Below are 20,234 nucleotides of genomic sequence, written 5' to 3' on the forward strand. Positions count from 1 at the left end.
GCATGACCCAACGCGGTCAAAACTAAATCGTCACAAACGAGCGAGACCTTGAATTGATGCTTCGGCCCGAAATCCAAATCGATTTTCAGGCCGAAGCTACAGATCTATTCGCACTACTTCCGATTTTAACGGGAAGCCTTGTCTTTGCCCGGCAAGATATCCGCCATATCGGCCACGATTGCAGCCGCCTCGGTCTGGAGCACATCTTTCGCGTTCTTGCGAGCGTTCTCCAGAGCAAGGTTGGCACTGAGGCTTCGCTCATTGGCCTGCAGCCCGTCATCGAGTTCTGGAACGACGACGCCGGCTTCCTGGCGCGCCTTGAGCTTCGCAGCCACCGCGGCCATTTCCTTGCGACGCTCTGCCTCGTTGAGGGAGATCGTCTTCTTTTCGCGCTGGGCCTTCAGCTCTGCGGCATCTTCAACGAAGCGCTGATAGTCCTTGTCGTCTTTGATGCGCGCTTCATGACGGCTTTCCAATTCAGGCACAAGCGCTGTCATATCACCCTGCTTTTTGTATTTGGCGGGCTTGATCGTTGTCCACGGCAATGCATTGTCATAGCTGGATTCGCCGAGCGTTTTCGGGTCCTGAACGCTTGGCGTGTTGATGTCGGGAGTAACACCGCGCAGCTGCGTCGTGCCGCCGTCGATCCTGAAGAACTGGGCAATCGTCAACTTGAGCTGGCCGAGTTCCGGCTCCTGCTTGCCGGCCACCCTGTCCAGATCGACGACCGTCTGCACGGTGCCCTTGCCGAAGCTTGGATCACCGACGATGACGCCGCGGCCATAATCCTGAATGGCGGCCGCAAAAATCTCCGACGCCGAAGCGGAGCCGCGATTGATGAGAACGCCAAGCGGACCATCCCAAGCCGGCGTGGAGCGATCATCATTCTCGACTTCAACCTTGCCGGCCGCATTGCGCTGTTGAACCACAGGTCCCTTGCCAGTGAAGAGACCGGTGAGATCGATGGCCTCGGCCAGCGAGCCGCCACCATTGTCACGCAGATCGATGACGACACCGTCGACCTTCTCCTGCTTCAATTCGCCAAGAAGCTTTTCGACGTCGCGGCTGGCGCTTCTGTAGTTCTTGTCGCCAGCGCGACGCGCCTCAAAATCCTCGTAGAAGGTTGGCAGCGCAATGACGCCAATCTTCAATGTCTGGTCGCCAAGCTTGACAGGCACGACGGACTTCTTGGCCGCCTGCTTCTCGAGGCTGACCTTATCGCGCACTAGGTTGATCACCCGGTGACCGCTGGCATTTCCGGCATCAGCCGGCAGAATGTCCAGGCGCACCACAGATCCCGCTTCGCCGCGGATCATCTGCACAACCTCGTCGAGACGCGTCCCGACAACTTCCTTGATCGGGCCTTCTTCGCCCTGACCGACACCAATGATGCGGTCGCCGACAGCGAGTTTGTTCGAGAGCTGCGCCGGACCACCGGCCACAAGCTCGCGGATCGTCGTGTACCCGTCGCGCTCCTGCAGCACGGCACCAATGCCCACCAGGGAAAGCTTCATCGATATATCGAATTCAGCCGAAGCCTTGGCGCTGAAGTAGTCAGTATGGGGATCAACTGCCGTGGTGAAAGCCGCCATGAAGGACTGGAAAACGTCGTCGGCCTTATAGGTTTCGACACGGTCCAGAATGTTTTTGTAACGCTTGTCGAGCGTATCGCGGATCTTTGCTTCGTCCTGATCGGCAAGCTTCAGTCTGAGCCAGTCGCTCTTCACGCGCTTGCGCCAGAGTTCGTTGGCCTGCTCTTCCGTCTTGGCCCAAGGCGCATCCTCGCGCGACAGCGGATAGTCTTCCTGCAGCGTAAAATCGAAGCCGTTCTTCAACAGGCTGCGCGCATAGGTCATCCGCTCGACCACACGCTGGTTGTAGATCTTGAACATCGAGAACGGGATGTCGAGGTTCTTGTTCTGGATCGCGTCGTCGATCTTTTTGCTGTCCTTGGCAAAGCCGTCAATATCGCTCTGCGTAAACAGCATCCGGTCGGGATCGAGCGACTTGATATACTTGTTCATGACCTTGACGGAGAGCGCATCGTCCAACGGCACAGGACGGTATGCATAACGCTCCAGGAACTGTGCGCTGAGAGCGGCCGCTTCTGCCTCGGGTGCAGTGGCTTCCAGCACCGGCATCTGCGCGGGCTCGCGCGCTTGCGCGACGGTGGCAATTCCGATGACAAGGCTGAAGAAAAGGGGCTTCAAGCGCATCCCGACATGTTCCTTATTACTCAATATCTCCGTCTTATCTTATTCTTGGGCGAAATTGCGATAGTTTAAAAGCGATCAAGATATATTGATCCTTTGAATTTGAGACGGACGGCCCACGCCTCACCTCAGACCTGCTGGACTTCCTGCAGCAGTAAGCGAGGGCCAACCGGCACGCACCAGCTAAAGCGCTGTACGTCCTGTTGGACGCACAAAGCATGCTTTGCCTTTCCTGAATCGACGCATCGTACTTTCCGAAAATCGATTCCGATTTTCCCGTCGATGCTGTAGAGACACTCCTGCAAATCAGGAGTAAAACATGCAAAATATCAGAAGCTTGGTCGTGGCCATCATCGTCGGCATCGCTGTCGGAGCGGCTTTCATGATGTTGGACAAGTCGCGAGGCGCGGAATGGGCCGTCTCGCCTCAGCAGATCGAACAGGCGAAAGCAGAAGGCAAAGCCGGATACGAATCCTCTCCCGGCACCGTGACCGTTCTGCCGATCCGCAGTGAAACCGCGGATGCTCTTCCCTTCAAATGGACGATGTATGGCCTGGTGGCTGCTATCATGACCTTCGTCACCCTGCGCCGCAAACAAAAACGCTGAAAACGAAAAAGCCTGCCGCGGGAGGAGGTGCGGCAGGCTTTCGAAAAGAACCGAACAGCAACTGGGAGGAGGAGTGCTGCTGTTCTAACAAATGCCCTTTGGGAGGAGGATAAGGACATTTGCAACTCGAAGCTTTGCGGGAGGAGGTGCATCGCTTCGATGATTAGAAACTACCCCTAATTCTCGGCACAATAAATGACCTTTATCGCAGGTGAGATATGCATAGACGCATAGCTCCGCGTCTTGAAGTAGGGAGAGCCAGGAACGGTGCTGTGGAAATAGGCACGCGGGTGTGTTTTTGTCTTTGATAAGCTCATCTTCCACGGTGAACCCTGTCTAATTCAATCGCGTCATCAACTCAGCTGCCGATCGATCGCCGAAAGAACATCGCCCATGATGGAATCCTCTGCTCCCCACAACCTCCAGCTCTTCGTCGATGGTTCATATGACCCGATCAAGCGCATCGGCGGGTGGGGCGTGGTCGTGCTTCGGCACAATGTCGAGGTGGCGTCGCTGTCCGGCAGTATAGGCTGCACTGATAGCAGCGCGCCGGAACTCCTTGCCCTTCTTGAAGCCCTCCATTGGCTGGACGAGAATGCGCCTTGCGAAGCTGCGACGATCTGGTCCGATTCCACCTACGCAGTGACGGGATGCAACAGGTGGCGCCACATCTGGAGAACAAATCATTGGCGGAAGCGCGCCCCGAACGGCAAGGGTCGTCGCCGAGACGTTCCCAATGTCGATCATTGGAAGGCGCTCGACACGTGCCTGACACGCGGTGATATGATCGAGATTGCCTGGTGCAAAGGCCATGTCGGTCTGCCATGGAATGAACGAGCGGACGCCCTTGCGAGGCAGGCAATCCAGCACGCCACAGTTGCCACAGCAGTTTGCTAAGGTTGGTCTCCTACGCCGCGGAACGGGAACCTCAGACACCTACGATGCGCAAAATCCTTAAGCGCCCGCTAAAACTTACAGGGAACTGCAACTGCTAAACCGTGTTTGGGCTTCGTAACAATTGTGGAGCACAGACATGGATGCCGATATTCGCCGCCCTTCCCCGCCCTATCCTGAACAGCAGCAGGCGCCACCAGGCACCACCGGTCAGATGGAGCCAAAGCCGGATCACGGCGAAAAGTCCTATAAGGGCAGCGGCCTTCTCAGCGGCAAGGTCGCTCTGATCACCGGCGCGGATTCCGGCATCGGCAAGGCCGTTGCAATCGCTTTCGCACGTGAAGGCGCCGACCTCGTCATCTCCTATCTCGATGAGGAAGAGGACGCGCGCGATACAGTCAAATGGGTGGAGGAAGCCGGTCGCAAGGCGGTCGCCGTTCCTGGCGACATCACCTCCGAAGAGCATTGCAAAACGCTGGTGCAGCGCACTGTCGACGAATTCGGCAAGATCGATATCCTCGTCAACAACGCCGCTTTCCAGCGCACCTATGCGGACATCGGCGACATTGAGTCAGCCGAGTGGGATCAGACCTTCAAGACCAATATCTATGCGCCATTTTTCCTGTCAAAAGCTGCCGTGTCGCACATGCAATCCGGAAGCTCGATCATCAATACCGCCTCGATCCAGTCGAAACAGCCCTCGCCACACCTGCTTGCCTATGCCTCCACCAAAGGTGCAATCCTGAACTTTACGGCCGGACTCGCCGGGATGGTCGCCGAAAAAGGTATCCGGGTAAACGCGGTCGCGCCTGGCCCGATCTGGACACCGCTCATTCCGTCTACCATGGGCGTTGAGAAGACCAAAAAGTTCGGTGAGCAGACATTGATCGGTCGCGCTGGACAGCCGGCTGAGCTTGCTGGCGCCTATGTTCTGTTGGCGTCGGACCGCGGCAGCTACATGACCGCTGCCGTCATCCCCGTCACCGGTGGTGAAATCATGATCTGAGACCGACGGTCAAAAAAGGAAATGTGGGCGGGCCGTGCGGAACCGTCTTGCCCATCTGCGGTTCGGTCGGAAGAATAGGGAGGAGATTCCCATGACCGGCCCGCACCGCATATATGGCTCCAACGAGACCACCTCCATTATCCGACCCCAGCCATCCGAAAGCCTGACCATCGGCAAGCTGGCTCCTGTAGCAGATGCAGACGCGACCCACGCGGGGGGAGGATGCTTCTTACGAAGGAATTCAGGTCGTCGGGCAACGCGCGTATCGTTGCGGCAAAGGCGCAGTCCGATTTCCAAGCGGCAAATGCGCTGCCGGCCGGGGACGTCTCCACCTGCTTTCGCTCTACACAATTATCGCAGTGGAGCATGATCGCTCGGACCTGCAACGCGGCGTCATCTCGATCCCGCCGTAATCCATCATCGATCGAACCGGAACCCTCCCGCGTCTGAGAAGTTGAGACGACGAACCCTTACGGAGACAAAATCATGTCCGACAAAAATTCTATGTCACCTGCCGTTGCCTCACTGCATGACGAGCAGGCAAGACAGCGCACCGGAAAAGAAGATCTTCAGACGGGGCTCGAAGACACTTTCCCCGCCTCCGACCCTGTTTCTCAAACGAGTCCGACGACAGCAACCGCGACAACCGAACCCGCGGAGGAACAGGAAACGGAGGACACACCAAAGGTGGATGAGGCTCTTGCCGCTGTCAGAGCACGCCACGACGATCCGGAAACTGATCGCGCGATGGAAGAGATCAGAGCGCTGCGCTCTGAACTTGGGCGTATCACGGGATTTGCTCAAGAGATGATTTCCGGATCGGCGCGCGTCGCGAAGAGTGAAATTGATTCCGTTCAGAACACGGTAATCCGCCAAGTCCGAAAGCACCCTCTTCAGGCTGTAGGACTGGCGGCATTGCTCGGCTACGTCTGGGGAATGACCCGCTAGATGGCACAGGTTGTTTCGGACGCATAAGAGACGCGTTTCGCCCATTGAACCGACCCATCGCACCGGTCCGAAAATCGGTTCCGATTTTCGGACAAGCGCGATAGTCTCAAACGTCACTGCATTTGCAGATGGATGCGTGCAATATCCCTCATCCACAGTAGAATGAAAACCATGTGACAGGCGGAGCCATATGACATCCGTCTGTCATGAAAGCGTTATAGTTGCGATAGAAACCTAAACGCCGGGCAGATCCGGATGTGTGGAGTTGCACATGGACATCGCTCTCGCCGTTCTCGCCCTCGCGCTGATTTTCGTCCACCTGTTGAGCATAGCTCTCACCGCGATCCGTGTGAAACCGACGACGAAGCGCGGCTTAGAGCCACAAACTCAACCGCCCGTCTCCCTGGTCATTCCGCTTCGGGGTGTGGAGAATTTTACCGCCCTGACGATTCCTCGTGCCTTTCAGCTGGACTGGCCAAATTACGAGATCATCTTTTGTGTGGCGGATAGCGCAGATCCTGTCATCCCGCACGTCAAATCCAACATCGCCGCCTTCCCTCACATTCGGGCAACATTGCTGATGGGTGATGATCGGATCAGCGCCAATCCCAAACTGAACAATTGCGTCAAGGGCTGGCGTGCGGCGACCAGCGAATGGGTGATCCTCGCAGATTCCAACGTGCTGATGCCTGATCATTACATTGCGACGCTGATGAGCGCATGGCGTAAGGATAGCGGCCTCGTCTGCTCGCCACCGCTTGGCTCACGCCCGGCCGATCTTGGATCGGAGCTTGAATGCACCTTCCTCAACACATTTCAGTGCCGCTACCAATACGCGGCCGAAACGTTGGGCCAGGGCTTTGCGCAGGGCAAGACAATGCTATGGAACAAGCCGCTTCTTGACTCCCTCGGCGGTATAGAAGCTCTTGGAGCGGAAATTGCGGAGGATGCTGCCGCGACGAAGCTCGTTCGTGCAACTGGACGCCACGTTCACCTTGCGCCGGCCCCTTTCGAGCAGCCGCTAGGCACGCGCAGCTTTGCCGAGGTCTGGTCGCGGCAGGCCCGATGGGCCCGGTTGCGACGAGTGACCTTCCCTCAATTCTTCGCGCCTGAAATCCTTGTCGGCGGAATTCCACCTCTGTTTCTGGCCCTCGCCGCAGCCCTGCTCGCCGGCGCAGATGGCAAGACGCTGGTAGCGGTTATGGTCGCCGTCCTCGGGCTCTACTACCTTCCAGAACTGGCACTCGCAAAACTCAAAGGCTGGCATGTCTCATGGACCAGCTTTCCAGCCATGATCATGCGCGATGTGCTGCTCCCACTCATCTGGGCAAGAAGCTGGATGGGGTCCTCTGTTTCGTGGCGCGGCAACATGATGACCGTCGGAACGCAGGAAAGCACGCTCAGCGGCTAAAGCATGGTCCGAACAAAGGTGTGGAGCGACTTTGCGATAACGACATCTGGCAAAACAAACTTAAAGCGTAGGCACCAAGTCTGAAAGATTGCGACGCGCTTCCACGATGGCGGGAGAGCAAGTGCCATGGAACCAGAGAACTACGCTTTTCTGTAATCCTCTCAAACTTGGCACTGACTCCTGTTTCCTCACGCCTTCTGCTCTTCGTGTTCCGCGAGAAGCAGTGCAAGTTCGTCGCCGGCGATCAACACATCGTGCCCTCCGCGGTGAACATGCAGTTCAACACGGCTCGGTCGAAACGCGGTGTTCCGAACAAACTCGATCGCACTCCAGAGGGAGTCGAACATCTCCCTGTGAGAAACTTCGAAACGCTGCCACAAAACAACAGTTGTATGGCTCTCTCCAAACCGGCTCATTGCCTCGCTCGCATCGAAAACCAACTCAGCGCTCCTCACCATTGCATTTGAAAAGCAACGTTTAAAGACGCTGATCGTTCAACGGGAATGCCTTATTATGACGCGCATATGTCATTTGGGGCTTGGCATCGGGTTGGCGTCGATCGGTTCCTATTTCAGGCCGGTTCTGTAACACTACGCAAATACCCGAAGGTCTGATGTCAGTTACGCTTTAGGACGGAGAGGTAAAGTGAGGCTGTCTGCTCGCAGATGGTCGTCCAGTTATAGCGCGCCATGATCTTGCTGCCCATCTCGCCCACATCGACGGAGGCGTGTGAAGGCATCTTGCGGTCCGAGAGCTTTTTCTGCATTGCTTGGGAAAGTGCCGGGACATCGCCCAAGGGGAAATAGGATTCGGCATCCAGTTCGAGCGCCAGATTCGCCTCGATGTTGCTTGCCAATATGGGAAGGCCGTAAGCCAGCGCCTCGAGAAGCGCTATAGGCATCCCCTCATGACTGGAAGGCAGAACGAAAAGTCCGGCATTGGCAAACAGCCCACCAAGCCTTGCGCCCGATTGCGATCCTGTCAGCACGATGTTCGAATGTGATTTCGCCCGTGCTCTCAATTTTTCTGCGTAGTCGCTTCGGGCGTCCCCGCCGCCGACCAGAACCAGCTTGGTGTCCGGCATATCCGCATGCAGAAAGGCCTCGATCAAATCCATCTGGCGCTTCTCGACGACAAGGCGTGCCACCAGCAGCACGTAGCGGCCTTTGGTCAGCCCGAATTCATCGAGGACGGTGTCATCTGCGGCTTCGATATCGATCTGCACGCCATTGGGGATGAAATGGACGTTGCGATTGAACTTTGCCTGCATGGCATCGGCAATATGTTTGGCAACGACGATACGGCCGTGAGCGAAGCGCATGCCCGCCCATTCGCCAAGACGCAGAACCTTCTTCTCCAGCGTGTTCCACTTTTCGCGGTCGTAATCATAGCCGTGATGGGTGAAGACGACCTTCATCCCCATCAGGCGCGCCAAGGGTGCCACCAGCGAGGGACCGACCGCGTGAATGTGGACGATGTCAGGTTTTAGCCTTCGGGCTTTGAAGAGCGCGAGAAGCGTGTGGACGATGGCTTCCAGTCGCGTGTTGCTTGGCGCCCAAGTCGGATGAACGGTGACACCGCGCCAGACATAAGGCACTTCGCCGGCGACGTAATTTTGACGCGCATAGACGTGAACGTCGGCGCCTCTTTCGGCCAGCCCTGGAACAAGTTGCTCAACATGGGTTTCGATACCGCCCGGTACACCCGGTACACCGCGCAACCCAATCACACAAATGCGAACCGCATCAAGATCGGGAAAGTGGACCTCGTCGGCATTCCTGCGCGCCCGAAGTGCCGTCGTCTGTTTCGACGCCGTATAGTCCACTACTCGCTTCCTCCCGGGCATCCTACCCACTCCTACGGTACAGTCATGATACCAGCAACAGGCGGACAGCTTTCACGCTGCCTCGCCTACTCTGCACCGTAGCGCCATTTTATTGACGAAACCCTTCACATAACAGGTAAATTATAATTATCTAAAATACTAAAGACCTACCCGAGAGACGAAATCCCTAAACCTCGATAAAGGTCCAGCGTCCTTTCGAAAAAAGCGCCGCGAGAGGATTCTTGGTTAACCCAGGCGCGACCACGCTCGCCCATCTCCTTGCGCTCGCTTGCAGAGAATTGGTTCATCGCGTTGAGTGCTCCTGCGAGATCATCCGGATCGCCGGGTGCAGCGATAAGCCCTGTCTCTCCTGGTTTTATCAGTTCCGGAATACCCCCGATGTCCGTTCCGATCACCGGACGCCCCAAGGCATAGGCCTCCAGAATACTGACCGGCGCATTTTCATACCACTCGGAGGGAAGAACGAGCGCCTTGGCACCGGCCACCGCTTCATGAAGCGCTTGGCCGCTGAGATAGCCGAGGAACTCGACATCGGCATTTTCTATCTGCGCCAGCGCCCGAAGCGCTGCTTCTTCCGGTCCCGTGCCCGCAACACGCAGACGTTGCCCCGACCGTGCAGCCGCCCGGATCAAGGTATCAACGCCTTTTTCGGGCGCAAGACGCCCCGCGAACAAAAAGTAGTCGCCCTCCTCAACGGCAAAGCGTTGTTCGCTGATCGCATGGTCGACGAAATTCGGGATATAGACCAGCTTGTCGTCCGGCCATCCCCATTCGATCAGCTTTTGCCTGTAAAACCGGCTTGGAACCACGAGCTTGTCGATATGATCGCGATAAAGTCGGAGCGCTCGATGCACGGCGGTTTCCACCATGACCAGACCGCTCAAAGCAATCGATCCCTTCATGCAGCGGTGAAGCAGCACATTATAGATGCGCCCGCCCTTGCATCTTTCGCAAACGCCATCCGGCGCCAGCATCTTGTAGGAGGGACAGGCGAGCTTCAGGTCATGCACCGTCATAACGGTGGGTATTCCCTTTTTCTTCAAGAGCGGGAAGATTGCCGGAGAAATGTGGTGATAAACATTGTGGGCGTGCGCCACATCAGGCCGCACTTGGTCGATCAATGCAGCCAGGCTCTGTCGCGCCTTTCGGGAATAGATGATCTCCAGCCCGTGACCGATCTTTGTCATCAGACCGCCTTGACGACCGAACTCGATTTCAGGAACGAAATAGGGCGACCACTCCGATGGCAGATTGTCTGGATGCTGCATGGAAAAGGGCACGGCGTTCCACCCGGAGCGCGCAAACATATCCATCTGATCGAGAAAGATCGCGTCCGCGCCACCGCGGCGGTAATGGTAATTGTTGATTGCCAGAAGCGTCCCGCTCATTGCGTCACCTCAACTCTCCACATGTTGAAGAGCATCCCGAACCGGCAGAACGAGGCAACCGCTCGAAATAGCGTAGCGCACCAATGTGGAGAATGTCGAAGGTGTGCATCCATAGGGTGTCGGCGTGTCGCTGACATCGTGGGTGAAGAACACCAGCCAGCCTGGCTCCCTTACCACGTCGTCGATCTGCCGAACCAATGCGAGGGCGTCCTGTTCCGGCTGGCGGATCTCCATTCCCCAGAGGAAGCCGCGGTTGACCTTCCCACGGTTGATGCGATCCCCACCTCCGCGCGCCGTCTCATAACGGTCGGCAAAGAGTTGCCGATGCCGTAGCGACCCCTGATTATAGGGATAGGCAAAGTTTCGTTTCGTCACCGGCGGCTCAAAGCTATCGAGCAAGGCGCCGTTACGGTGGAGATTGTCACGCAAGGCCCGCCCCGACAGCGTGTGGACGATCTCATGCCCGAACGTATGGCAGCCGAGTTCATGGCCCGCTGCGGCAAGCTCGCGACAGCCCTCCTCCGAGATGATGTTGCGGTCCGGCTCCACCCGATTGAGGAGCCCTCCGGCAATGTAAAACGTGCCACGGACCCCGTTCTCCTCGAGAATCTTCGCACCGGCGCTTAGCGCCGTGCAGGGCACATCGTCGAAAGTGAAGGACACGACGGGACGACGACAGGCGACGTTGAGCGTCGACGCCGGCAGAGCGCGCACAGCCCGTTCGGCCACACGTTCTCGCAGATAGTCAAGCTTACCGCTGACTTTGGATAAGAGCCCCATGGCTTTCCTCCCTGGTCATAACCGGTTCTTTGACGAGGCTCATCCTGGACTGCAGGACCAAGCCGAAAATGGAGATGAGGAAGATGAAAAACACCGGGCTGCCGTTCTGGAAGAAAATAGCCTCGAGACAGGCAGAGTAGAGCACGCAAAGCCATGTGCGCTGGAAAAGGCGCGTCAATGCCGGATCATTTGGTGGTGCCCGGTCCAGCCGTGCGATCGCCCGCATTGGCACCAGAATGACCAGCGTCAGCGCCAGCAGCAACCCCGGTATGCCTGTCGTCAGCAGCGTATCCACATAAGCATTATGCCCGTTAAAAGCCCGGACCGCCCAAGTCTCCAGACCTGCCGGGCTTTGCATCAGGTCAGGCGTTTGCCAGAAGCCTTGAAAGCCATAGCCGAGGATTGGCGATTGGGCGATCGCATCGAAGGCGATCTTCCAGATGTCCGAGCGGTTGGTGAAGGTCGGGTCAATGCCGAAGGAGACGACCAGGCTTCGAAAATCAGACGATAGGGTGGCGCCAAGGATGAGTGTGTTGAAGGCAACGATACCGCCCACGGCGATAAACCACCGCGTCCAGCGAAATCTCTCGAACATCCATTGTAGGATAAGGATCATCGGCAACATCGCGGTCGACGATTTACCGCCCGTGTGCATGAGGAAGAAGACGGCCAGAACCGCAATGGCGATGCCGCTTTTCTTCCATCCTGCACTGCGGAAGTAGAGCCCGAAAAATGTGATCTGCAGCATCACCGCAGCCGTGAGGTTCTTGTGTGCGTAGTGGCCTCTCCAGTAACCCGCATTCATCGGCTCGACGATTTCAGCCGCCTGATGGATGGAAAGCCGCGGCAGAAAAATCACCCCGAAGTAAGCCACGCTGAGCGTGATGGCCGTGCCATAGAGCATCAGTCGAGCGAACTGCGCTTCTGAGCGGGGAAGAAGCAGGAACATGCCTGCATTGAAGAAGGTCAGAGTTGCAAGGATCGTCCGCTTGATCGCGTCGATGGGATAGTTCGAAAGCGCGGACGAGATGAAAAACCACCCTAGAAGCGCGATGATCAAAACTCTCGGCTGGGCGATCTGCGAGCGCATGGGATGGTTCACGGCCGCATAGATGGTCAGAGACGTGATCAGCAAGAACGTCATCTGATTGAGAAAATTCGATCCGGGTACGATTTCCGTTCCGGCAGATTGCAGTTTCACAAGGTCGATAAACGGGTTCGTGGTGATGAAGTAGAACAGGAAGACCGCCATGAAGGTCGCAACTCTAACCTTCATGTGCTGTCCGCTTGGCTGGGCTGGCGAGATCGTGGTTGCCTGCATCACACGAGCCGCTCGAACCGCCAGTCGTTGCGCCTGAGTTCAATCAGCGTACGACCTGCGATGACAAAAAATACACCAAGCAAGAGCCCTGCAATCAAGCCGCCGATCGCAAGCAATGATGTCGGCGGGGGGAAGTTGCGCCTTTCAGGCGGCACCGGCTCGGTGACGATCCGGAGATTGGAAACGTTGAGCTGTTCCTGCTCTCCGGTTTCACCAGCGCGCTTCAGGAACGTGTCGTAGAGCGCTGCCTTGGCCTCGGCATTTCTCTGCAAATCCTGTAGCTCGACTTGCGCCGCATCGTCATTCGACACACGGCCTTGCGCTGTGTTGATCTGACTGCGAAGACTATCGACCGCACTTTGCGCCTGGTCCATCTCGATCTTGACACTTTGCAAGACGCGGTCCGTCTCGCGGGCGATTTCGCTTCTAAGCGTCGCCAGCTGCGCCCTGGACGCAGCAAGCTTCGGATAGCGTTCTCCGTAGGTCAGTGCCAGCTCGTCATATTGCTGTTTGAGAACCGAATATTGCGAGCGCAGCGTATCGAGCAGCGGTGACGACAGCGAACTGGTCCCGGCAACACCGTTTGCTGACGTTTGGCTCAGCTTTTTGTAGCGCTCTCTGACGTCCTGGAGTCTGGAGTTGGCATCGTTCAACCGCGTGTTCAGCTGCGAAAGGCTTTGAACATTGACGGAGCCCACACTGCCGAGATCCTGGAGATTGTTTTTCTGCCGGAATTCCACAACCGCATTGGCTGCTTCTGTCGCGGCACCCCTCAACTCTTCAAGGCGGGTCGCTAGCGCTGCGCTCGCATTCTTTGCAAGATCGCTACGCCCTGCCTCAAGCTCTTGCCTGAAGGACTCGGCAAGTGTCGCCAGTATCTTGACCGACCGCTCGGGATCGCGTGTCCAGAGGGTGATGTTGACCAGATAGGTCCCGCCCTGGCGGCTAACCTTGATGCGCTTGTCGAGAATTCGCATCGCTGTCAAGGTTTGATCGCCTGGCGGCTTAGGGCTGGAGAGACCCAGCGCTTCCATCAGATTAAAGCCAGGTTCGAGCGAAGGGTTGAACTCCGGAAGCTGCTGCAACTGCTCGCGCTCGACGGTCCGTCGCAAAACGTTGCCGGAATTGAGCAGCAGAATTTTGCTCGACATGTCCAGGATTTGAGCTTCGCTTTGAAGGGCGGGGACCGTCAATTCATTTGGAAGCACTTGACCGGACGGCGGCGGCAGTAGGATATCCATCGAGGCCGTGTAGCGCGGCTTGACGAGAACGCCGAAGGCGACGCCGGCCGCAGCGCCGACAATAGCAAACAGCAAAATGACGAAGAGCCCGCGGCGCAACCAAAGAAAGATATTGCCGGGCGTGATGATGGGCCCCGAAGGTGTGACCGGTTTTGCATCGAGGGTTGGACGCGGCAAAGGCTCCGGCGTTGGGCGCTCGACGCGCTTCTGCTTTGGATACTCGTACATGCGCGACCGGACCTTTGTGTCAATCGAAACGAAACATTTTCAGCTTATAGCTCCCATAAACCACACAGACCGCTGAGAAATGGTTTACGCCCCTCCTCTTTCTCGGCATGGAATGAAACATGGCAAGAAACGCACCAGGAAATACATCCAGATTGCTTGGAATGCTCTTGTCCTATAGCGCATCCTCGGCAAGTCTTCTGATTGCCAATGCCGCGCAACTCATCACATTTGCGATACTCGCGCGAACTTTCGGTGCTGACGAATTCGGTCGCTACGTTTCCTTGATCGCCGTCACCAACATTGCCGTCCATCTTTGCGGCATGGGCGCGTCGGAATCCCTTGTTCGCCGCGTTCCGCAAGATCCATCCTGCTTTCCGCGCATCTTCGGCCACAGCATTATCCTGAGCGGCATCAGCGGAGCGGTTCTGATCTTTCTCGGAATGATCGTGCTGCCGCACTTCATGCGCTTCGCAGAAGCGCCAGCTGAGAACCTCTGGATAACCTTTCAGCTGCTTTTGACCAACATCGTCCTGGTCCGCCTGATCATGCTGGGCGAAACCATCTTTCTGGCGCACCGCCGAAACGCTGCCGCCAATGCCTCGATCATGGGATTTGCGCTGATCCGAACGTTGACTGCGGCTCTCGCCTGCATCGCCTTCGACGTCAATACGGTCGAAAGCTGGGCAACATGGCAAATGGTTTCATTCATACTGACGCTTGCGCTTTACGGGTTTCTTGCCTTTCGCATCGCGCGGCCGGACTACAGGCTGGACCGCCCCGAAATCCGCCTCGGTGTTCTCTTCGCCACCCCGTTCATCTTTCGCGCCTTCCGTCAGAACGTCGATCTCCTGATCCTTGGCTTGGTGGCGAACCCCGAAATGGTCGGCAGCTACGGAGTCGCCAGGCGCATCACCGATAGCAGCTACATGGCGGTCGATGCGCTGAACCGGCTCATCTACCCTCACCTTGCCGTGGCCAGCGTGAACGGCATCCACCACGCCTTCAAGCTGACAATGCGTATTCTCGCAATCGCGATCGGCCTTGGATTGGCGGCAGCCCTCTTCATCTTCTTCGCGGCCTCCCTCATGCCGCTGATCTTCGGAACGGAATATGTGTCCCTGCCGACATTTGTCAGGATCCTGGCGCCACTCATCCTCTTTATCGCGATCTGGTCGGTTGCGGTCGATCTGCTGGGAGCGGCGGGCGAACATGGAGCGCGCGCCTGGGTACTCAACCTGGCCAACGGCATCGGCGCGCTCGTTATCGGCGTGGCTGCATGGCTCTGGCCACCCTACGGAATTTTCATCTCAGCATATATTATCGAATTTAGCATCGTGATCGCTTCATGGCTCGTGGTTCGGACGTATGTCTCCCGCTCCATCGCAGCAAGCAAGGACGTTCAATTATGACGACAAAAAACACTTCAAAGCTTCGCCCCGCAGAACTGGCCGATGTTCCCCAGATGAGCGAACTCTTTACGTCGGTGTTCCGATCCCGTTCGAAGCCGAAGACAAAAGCGCTGGGAGCGCACCTGTCCGAGATCCTCTTTACGCATCCCAATTACACACCCGAAAATGGGAGCCTCGTGTCAGTCGATGACACTGGCGCGTTGAAAACGCTCCTGAACATCATACCGCTCACCTATCGTATCGGTGAGGAGACCGTGATTGCGAGGCTGACCTGCGGCTTCGCGACGACGCCCGATGCCAATCCGCGGGCCGCTGCAGCGGTGTTTTTAAGCACCCGACCGAAATCCGACAGCATCCTCTTTACTGACAGCGGCGCCCCCATCGGCATTGCCCATTTCAAGGCGATCGGCGGCATCGAACTCCAGGTTCAGGCTCTGCGCTGGTACAAAATGTTCAAACCAGTCCCGGCGCTTATCAATTTCCTGAGAATGAAACTGTTCGACCGCTTTCCACGCCTCATCAGCCGCGGTCAGCTTCCTGACAATCGTCTTGCTAACGTGACGACGGCGGACGGATACAGTGTGGTGGAGGCAACCCCTGCCGTCTTTGCCGAATATGCGAACCGTTATCTGGCACGGTATGTGGTCGCACCGGTTTATGACGAGCGCTACGTCACCTGGGCCGTCAACGCCTCGGAGGGAGAGGACGGGCGCGGCAAGCTGATGCTGGCGCAGGTCAAGGACAAGAACGGCACTGTCGTTGGCGTTTTCTCATGTGTAGGTGAAATGGGTGGCTCTGCGCATATCCTTGATCTTCTTTACGAAGACAAGGCTCAGGATGCCGTTGTCGATGCCACCTTTCTCGCACTCCAACGGTCCGGCTTCACCTATGCCTGCTCCCAGGCCAGACCCGAGATGATTAGGTCACTCTCCCGCTACAGCCGCATCTGGTATCGCTACTTCACCGGCATCTCCGCAACCTCCCGCTCTACCTTGTTCAAGGAGGCGATGGAAAATGGCCGGGCCTATTTCGGCGGTCTCGGTGGCGAAGGCTGGACACGTCTGACGCGCGACTTTTACTAGAGCGTCCTTTCGAGTGCACAAAGGGCGCGATAACGCCTCAAATTGGCGCATCGTGTTTTCCGAAAATCGACCCTGATTTTCAGCTCGATGCTTTAGCATACGGCGCGGTTTTGCGGCCATGACCGGCGCGGCAACAGTCGCCTGATGCGCAAGGAGCAGATTTCAGAGATCGTGCCGCCTTTATTGGGTCCGTTCCACCAGGAAGTAGGTTGTCGGACCGCCGGGCGTGTCGTTCGACAAACGCACGATGTTACCGCTCTTGACGGTTGCGACAGGTGCACGGACACGGCCGTCCAGCCCGACAGGAGAAATCTTGAAGGTCCCGGCGGTCTCAAAGCGGAGACCCACCTCCATGCGCCTGATGAGAACCGGCAGATGGCCGAAATCTTCGATGACGCGCTGATCCGCGTCGCGAAAGCGCATCCCGGAATTGCGGGCATCCGAGGCCAGGATCAAGAGCTGCCGCTTGCTGTCTTTCAGCGGCGCTCCATCCAGCGACGACAGCGATAGCAATCCCCGTCCATCCGCCTGCTTCACGCTGAAAGCACCAAGCTCGACGCCATCCCCGACCTTGTCGAAAGCGAGCGCCTGGGTCATCGGCGTTCTCAAGGCGAGGGCCTTGGCTCCGGCGTCCAGTTGCAGTTCGCCGGTCTGGCTCACGACTTTACCACTATCGAGATCGGCTGGCGCAGACGGATCGACGCGACCAGCATCTTTTAGCTTTGCCACGATCGCCATCGGGGTCTCCCCCTCACGCTGAGGAGCGACCGCAATCACACCAGGCTTGGCATCGGTCACAGATTGGAGGCCAATGGCCCCGACAAGACCGAGGCGTGTGAGAAGCTCAGGCTCCATGTCGTTGACGCCTTGCGGCAGACCCTTTTGCCCATCGACGAGGAAAGGGATATCGAGCGACGTGCTCTTGGCATCGCCACGGCGAAAGACGAGCGCAGCCAGCGTTTCACCCGCGCGTGCTACCGGGTCGAGTGCGATCGCGTAGGGCAGAATCTGCTTCTTGAACCGGAAGTCCTCGCCATAGGCCAAAACGATCGGGCCGTGCGCGTGGCGGCACAAGACGTCCCAACCCTGTAGGGCAGCAAAAGCGGGTGCCGCAAGACCTGCCTCGTAGCGATAGGGGTTCCAGAAGAGATGATCATATTCCGTGATGACGAAGGGTCGCCCAAGCCAGCGTGCAGCACCCACGGTTCTCAAGTAGCGCAGCCCGTCTTCCAGCGAACTCTTCCCCTCGATGCTGGTGCCCGGCTCATAGGAGCCGACCCAGTCATGATAGGTGTTCATCGCCACCGCATCCTGGATGCTGCGGCTAATGCCGGTCTGGATCGTCGGCCAGTTGTTGTAAGGCAAGACGATACCGCGGAAGCCAAGATCGCGAAGCGCCTTGGTCATGCGGCGGGTGGCGTTCTGCTCCACGTCGATGAAGAAGGATTGCAGGTCGCGCATCCGCTCGCTGCCCTCATTGCGGTTGGTTGGCAAAGCAACAGAACGATCCTCAAGACTGCCTTCCTTCGTCCACCAACCCCACTTCTGCTTTAACGCATCGTCACTGCCGTATTTCTTCAAAAGCCAGTCATTGAAGAGCGGTTGCAGCTGCTTTTGAAAAACGCTGCCTCGCACCCCCTCTTGCACCATGGAATCGAATTCCAGGCCGTTTTCGTTGAAGGGAACAATGGCGACGAGTGCCGGATCGCGAACGGGCGCAATGCCAGTATAGGGATTGACCTTGCCGAGGAAGGCCTGCTGAAACTTCAGCCAGTGATCAAAGCCTGCATCCGTAATCTGCGCATCAACCTTGAGGTCGCCCTTGAGATCCCATCGGTCCTCATAGCCGCCATAGGCTCCGCGCGTGGAACTCAATCCATCCATGATCCAGTAGATGCCGTTTCGCTTCAGCGCAGCCATGAAATAATGGACGCGATCCAGCACCTGCGGGTCGAAATCGAAATCCTTGGCGCGGTCCGCCATCAACGCGGCGTCGACATAATGGAAACGGGCGATGTTGTAGCCGTGCCTTTTGAGCTGCAGGGCATAGCGGTCGGCAGCATCGTGATCCGGAAACCCGCCAGACGCCGGGCTTAGCGCAAGAGACGCACACAGGAGACGCTGCGGCTTGGCGGCGTCATTGGCTATCGCGAGCTTGCCAGCGGGTGTGACGACGACCCGTGTATTCTCGTCGATCTTCATCTCTGGAAGAATTCCAGAAAAATCGAGCGGGCTTCCCGCCTGAACTTCAAGCGACTTTTCCCTGACGGGGAGCCACTCTTCGGCATAGACTGGCCGGATCAATGCGAAAGAAACGGCCAGTATCCAAAGAAGGGCTTTTTTCATCAGGGCTTCAACAACTTACTTTCAATCCAACTTCCGGGATCTTTCCGTCGCGATAGGATACCGAACGGAAGTGCTGCCGCATGAAAGCACCAGGCCACGATGGCGTAAAGGCCAAGCTCCAGACTTTTTTTCTTGATCGACATCGCCACGACCGGCAGCACCAGCAAGGCGACAAAGGCAATCAGTCCGATGGGATGAAAGAGGCTGCCGATCAGACAGAAAAGCAGAATTGCCCACCAGGCATAGACGCCAAGCCAAAGCTTGATCTCCGGATTCTCTTGAACGACCTGCTTCAACCGCCCCTGCTGCCAGCCCGCGCGTAAAAGCTCTCCTGTGCCGAGCAGATATTTCGAAGACCAGCGCCGTGTCAGCAGCACATAGGAATTGATGTTATGGCCGAAGTGATCGACATAGCGCCGGTCCAGCCGGTAAAGCGTCCAGCCGCGCAGCCGAAGACGTTGAGCCAGATCGAATTCCTCGAATGCGTGAAGATTGCGGTCGGAGAAATATCCCGCTTCTTCGATTGCGGCGCGACGATAAACGCCGCCACCGTTCAGACGATCGCGAACGCCATGCTTGACCTGCGAGGCAATTCGCTGCACCCGGCGGGTAAATTCCAGATTATCGAGATTGACCTCGTTGATATCGCCACTGACGCCGGCAATGCGGGGATGCTGGTCGAGATAGTCGAAGGCTTCGGGCAGAAACGTCGGATCAAGAAGCATATCGCCGTCAATCAAGGCGATGAATTCCCCCTTGCTGTATTGAAATCCGAGCTGGGGACCAACGCCGCAACTGGCTTTGGCGGGCGCTTGAATCTGGGCGATGATGACAGGATATCGAGAAGCAATCTCTACTGTTCGATCCTTCGAACCGCTATCGGCAACGATGATTTCGCTTTCGATATCAGGCACGGCCTTCAAAGCAGCGATCACGCTTTCGATGGCCGCGCCGATCCGGTTTTCTTCGTTCAGCGTCTTCAGAATGACCGATAGTTTCACAGCCGCATCCGTTACATGTCAGTCTACTGAGGGAAGAATACAGGTTTCGGCACGAAGCTGTATGCAGAATTTCTTATATGCTTAACGCCACAGCAGAGGTCTATGCGGTTGTTGAGAGTCTGGCAACTATCGGATTAGCGGGCGCGGTGAAATCCGCTCAGTGAAGCACCCGGTTTCCGGTTGCCTTGTCCATGTAGAGCTGCAGGAGTGTCAGTGCTTGCGTCAGAATAAGCTCAAGCGGCCTGAGGTTATCCGATGACCTCTCCCCGCTTTCACCTTCGATCATCGCAGCCATGGCGCGGAAATTTTCCGCCAGCCGCACATCGCCCTCCTCTGAAGCATGTTCGGCCGCATCGAAAAGCGCTTCGCTCACAGTATTCATCATGGCGTGCCGCTCGCCGAGATTCATCTCCGGTAAGCTTTTGGGTGCTGATTGCATCGATTTACCTCCGCGCGCGTCTTTGCTCCGCACCTGCCGTTGCAGATGCTTAAGCAATACGCATTGTTTGATCG

At 57.1% G+C, this 20,234-nt stretch carries 17 protein-coding genes; 7 read left to right on the forward strand and 10 right to left on the reverse strand.

Annotated elements, in window-relative coordinates:
* Window positions 1-125 precede the first annotated feature (125 nt).
* Window positions 126-2,216: a carboxy terminal-processing peptidase gene (locus tag ACTJK5_RS14560; protein ID WP_113225592.1), complete on the reverse strand. Its 2,091-nt coding sequence runs from the start codon at window positions 2,214-2,216 to the stop codon at window positions 126-128.
* A 316-nt stretch (window positions 2,217-2,532) separates the two neighbouring features.
* On the opposite strand from ACTJK5_RS14560, the gene ACTJK5_RS14565 reads away from it, so the two are divergent.
* The 5 genes from ACTJK5_RS14565 (at window position 2,533) to ACTJK5_RS14585 (ending at window position 7,079) form a co-directional block, all read left to right on the forward strand.
* The gene (locus tag ACTJK5_RS14565) at window positions 2,533-2,820 is read left to right on the forward strand and encodes a hypothetical protein (RefSeq protein WP_440612771.1); all 288 of its coding nucleotides are present in this window, start codon (window positions 2,533-2,535) and stop codon (window positions 2,818-2,820) included.
* A 393-nt stretch (window positions 2,821-3,213) separates the two neighbouring features.
* Window positions 3,214-3,717 (forward strand): RNase H family protein, encoded by a 504-nt coding sequence (locus tag ACTJK5_RS14570; protein WP_113225590.1) that lies wholly within the window; start codon window positions 3,214-3,216, stop codon window positions 3,715-3,717.
* A 136-nt stretch (window positions 3,718-3,853) separates the two neighbouring features.
* Window positions 3,854-4,720, forward strand: a complete 867-nt coding sequence (locus ACTJK5_RS14575) for an SDR family oxidoreductase (RefSeq protein ID WP_440612772.1) — start codon at window positions 3,854-3,856, stop codon at window positions 4,718-4,720.
* A gap of 486 nt (window positions 4,721-5,206) precedes the next feature.
* Entirely contained in the window at window positions 5,207-5,668 is a 462-nt protein-coding gene (locus ACTJK5_RS14580) for a hypothetical protein (RefSeq protein ID WP_113225589.1), read from the forward strand.
* 271 nt (window positions 5,669-5,939) lie between these two features.
* Complete coding sequence (locus tag ACTJK5_RS14585) at window positions 5,940-7,079, forward strand: ceramide glucosyltransferase (protein ID WP_113225588.1); 1,140 nt, start codon at window positions 5,940-5,942, stop codon at window positions 7,077-7,079.
* A gap of 188 nt (window positions 7,080-7,267) precedes the next feature.
* Here ACTJK5_RS14585 and ACTJK5_RS14590 read toward each other — a convergent pair whose 3' ends face one another.
* From ACTJK5_RS14590 to ACTJK5_RS14615, 6 genes are all read right to left on the reverse strand, one after another.
* Window positions 7,268-7,519 carry a hypothetical protein gene (locus tag ACTJK5_RS14590; RefSeq protein WP_130978721.1) on the reverse strand — a complete coding sequence of 84 codons (252 nt, stop codon included), beginning with the start codon at window positions 7,517-7,519 and terminating at the stop codon, window positions 7,268-7,270.
* A 176-nt stretch (window positions 7,520-7,695) separates the two neighbouring features.
* Window positions 7,696-8,904 carry a glycosyltransferase family 4 protein gene (locus ACTJK5_RS14595; protein WP_427928281.1) on the reverse strand — a complete coding sequence of 403 codons (1,209 nt, stop codon included), beginning with the start codon at window positions 8,902-8,904 and terminating at the stop codon, window positions 7,696-7,698.
* 167 nt (window positions 8,905-9,071) lie between these two features.
* On the reverse strand, window positions 9,072-10,313 hold the full coding sequence (locus tag ACTJK5_RS14600) for a glycosyltransferase family 4 protein (protein WP_440612773.1): 1,242 nt from the start codon (window positions 10,311-10,313) through the stop codon (window positions 9,072-9,074).
* A 9-nt stretch (window positions 10,314-10,322) separates the two neighbouring features.
* Complete coding sequence (locus tag ACTJK5_RS14605; RefSeq protein ID WP_440612774.1) at window positions 10,323-11,093, reverse strand: polysaccharide deacetylase family protein; 771 nt, start codon at window positions 11,091-11,093, stop codon at window positions 10,323-10,325.
* Window positions 11,065-12,369: an O-antigen ligase family protein gene (locus ACTJK5_RS14610; RefSeq protein ID WP_438370816.1), complete on the reverse strand. Its 1,305-nt coding sequence runs from the start codon at window positions 12,367-12,369 to the stop codon at window positions 11,065-11,067. Before ACTJK5_RS14610 ends, ACTJK5_RS14605 begins: the two co-directional genes overlap by 29 nt.
* Window positions 12,370-12,413: 44 nt before the next feature.
* Complete coding sequence (locus tag ACTJK5_RS14615) at window positions 12,414-13,883, reverse strand: GumC family protein (protein ID WP_112519590.1); 1,470 nt, start codon at window positions 13,881-13,883, stop codon at window positions 12,414-12,416.
* Window positions 13,884-14,002: 119 nt separating this feature from the next.
* On the opposite strand from ACTJK5_RS14615, the gene ACTJK5_RS14620 reads away from it, so the two are divergent.
* Both ACTJK5_RS14620 and ACTJK5_RS14625 read left to right on the forward strand, forming a co-directional pair.
* A complete protein-coding gene (locus ACTJK5_RS14620) occupies window positions 14,003-15,292 on the forward strand; it encodes a lipopolysaccharide biosynthesis protein (protein ID WP_112519589.1) in 1,290 nt (429 codons plus the stop codon).
* On the forward strand, window positions 15,289-16,374 hold the full coding sequence (locus tag ACTJK5_RS14625) for a hypothetical protein (RefSeq protein WP_440612775.1): 1,086 nt from the start codon (window positions 15,289-15,291) through the stop codon (window positions 16,372-16,374). The genes ACTJK5_RS14620 and ACTJK5_RS14625 overlap by 4 nt, the downstream gene beginning before the upstream one ends.
* 180 nt (window positions 16,375-16,554) lie before the next feature.
* Here ACTJK5_RS14625 and ACTJK5_RS14630 read toward each other — a convergent pair whose 3' ends face one another.
* From ACTJK5_RS14630 to ACTJK5_RS14640, 3 genes are all read right to left on the reverse strand, one after another.
* Window positions 16,555-18,720 carry a glycoside hydrolase gene (locus ACTJK5_RS14630; protein ID WP_440612776.1) on the reverse strand — a complete coding sequence of 722 codons (2,166 nt, stop codon included), beginning with the start codon at window positions 18,718-18,720 and terminating at the stop codon, window positions 16,555-16,557.
* Window positions 18,720-19,721, reverse strand: coding sequence for a glycosyltransferase family 2 protein (locus ACTJK5_RS14635; RefSeq protein ID WP_440612777.1), 1,002 nt, complete (start codon window positions 19,719-19,721; stop codon window positions 18,720-18,722). The genes ACTJK5_RS14630 and ACTJK5_RS14635 overlap by 1 nt, the downstream gene beginning before the upstream one ends.
* A gap of 157 nt (window positions 19,722-19,878) precedes the next feature.
* The gene (locus ACTJK5_RS14640; RefSeq protein ID WP_440612778.1) at window positions 19,879-20,160 is read right to left on the reverse strand and encodes a hypothetical protein; all 282 of its coding nucleotides are present in this window, start codon (window positions 20,158-20,160) and stop codon (window positions 19,879-19,881) included.
* Window positions 20,161-20,234 lie beyond the last annotated feature (74 nt).

It is taken from the genome of Agrobacterium sp. 22094 (assembly GCF_052046015.1).
Taxonomy (GTDB): Bacteria; Pseudomonadota; Alphaproteobacteria; order Rhizobiales; family Rhizobiaceae; genus Agrobacterium; species Agrobacterium cavarae.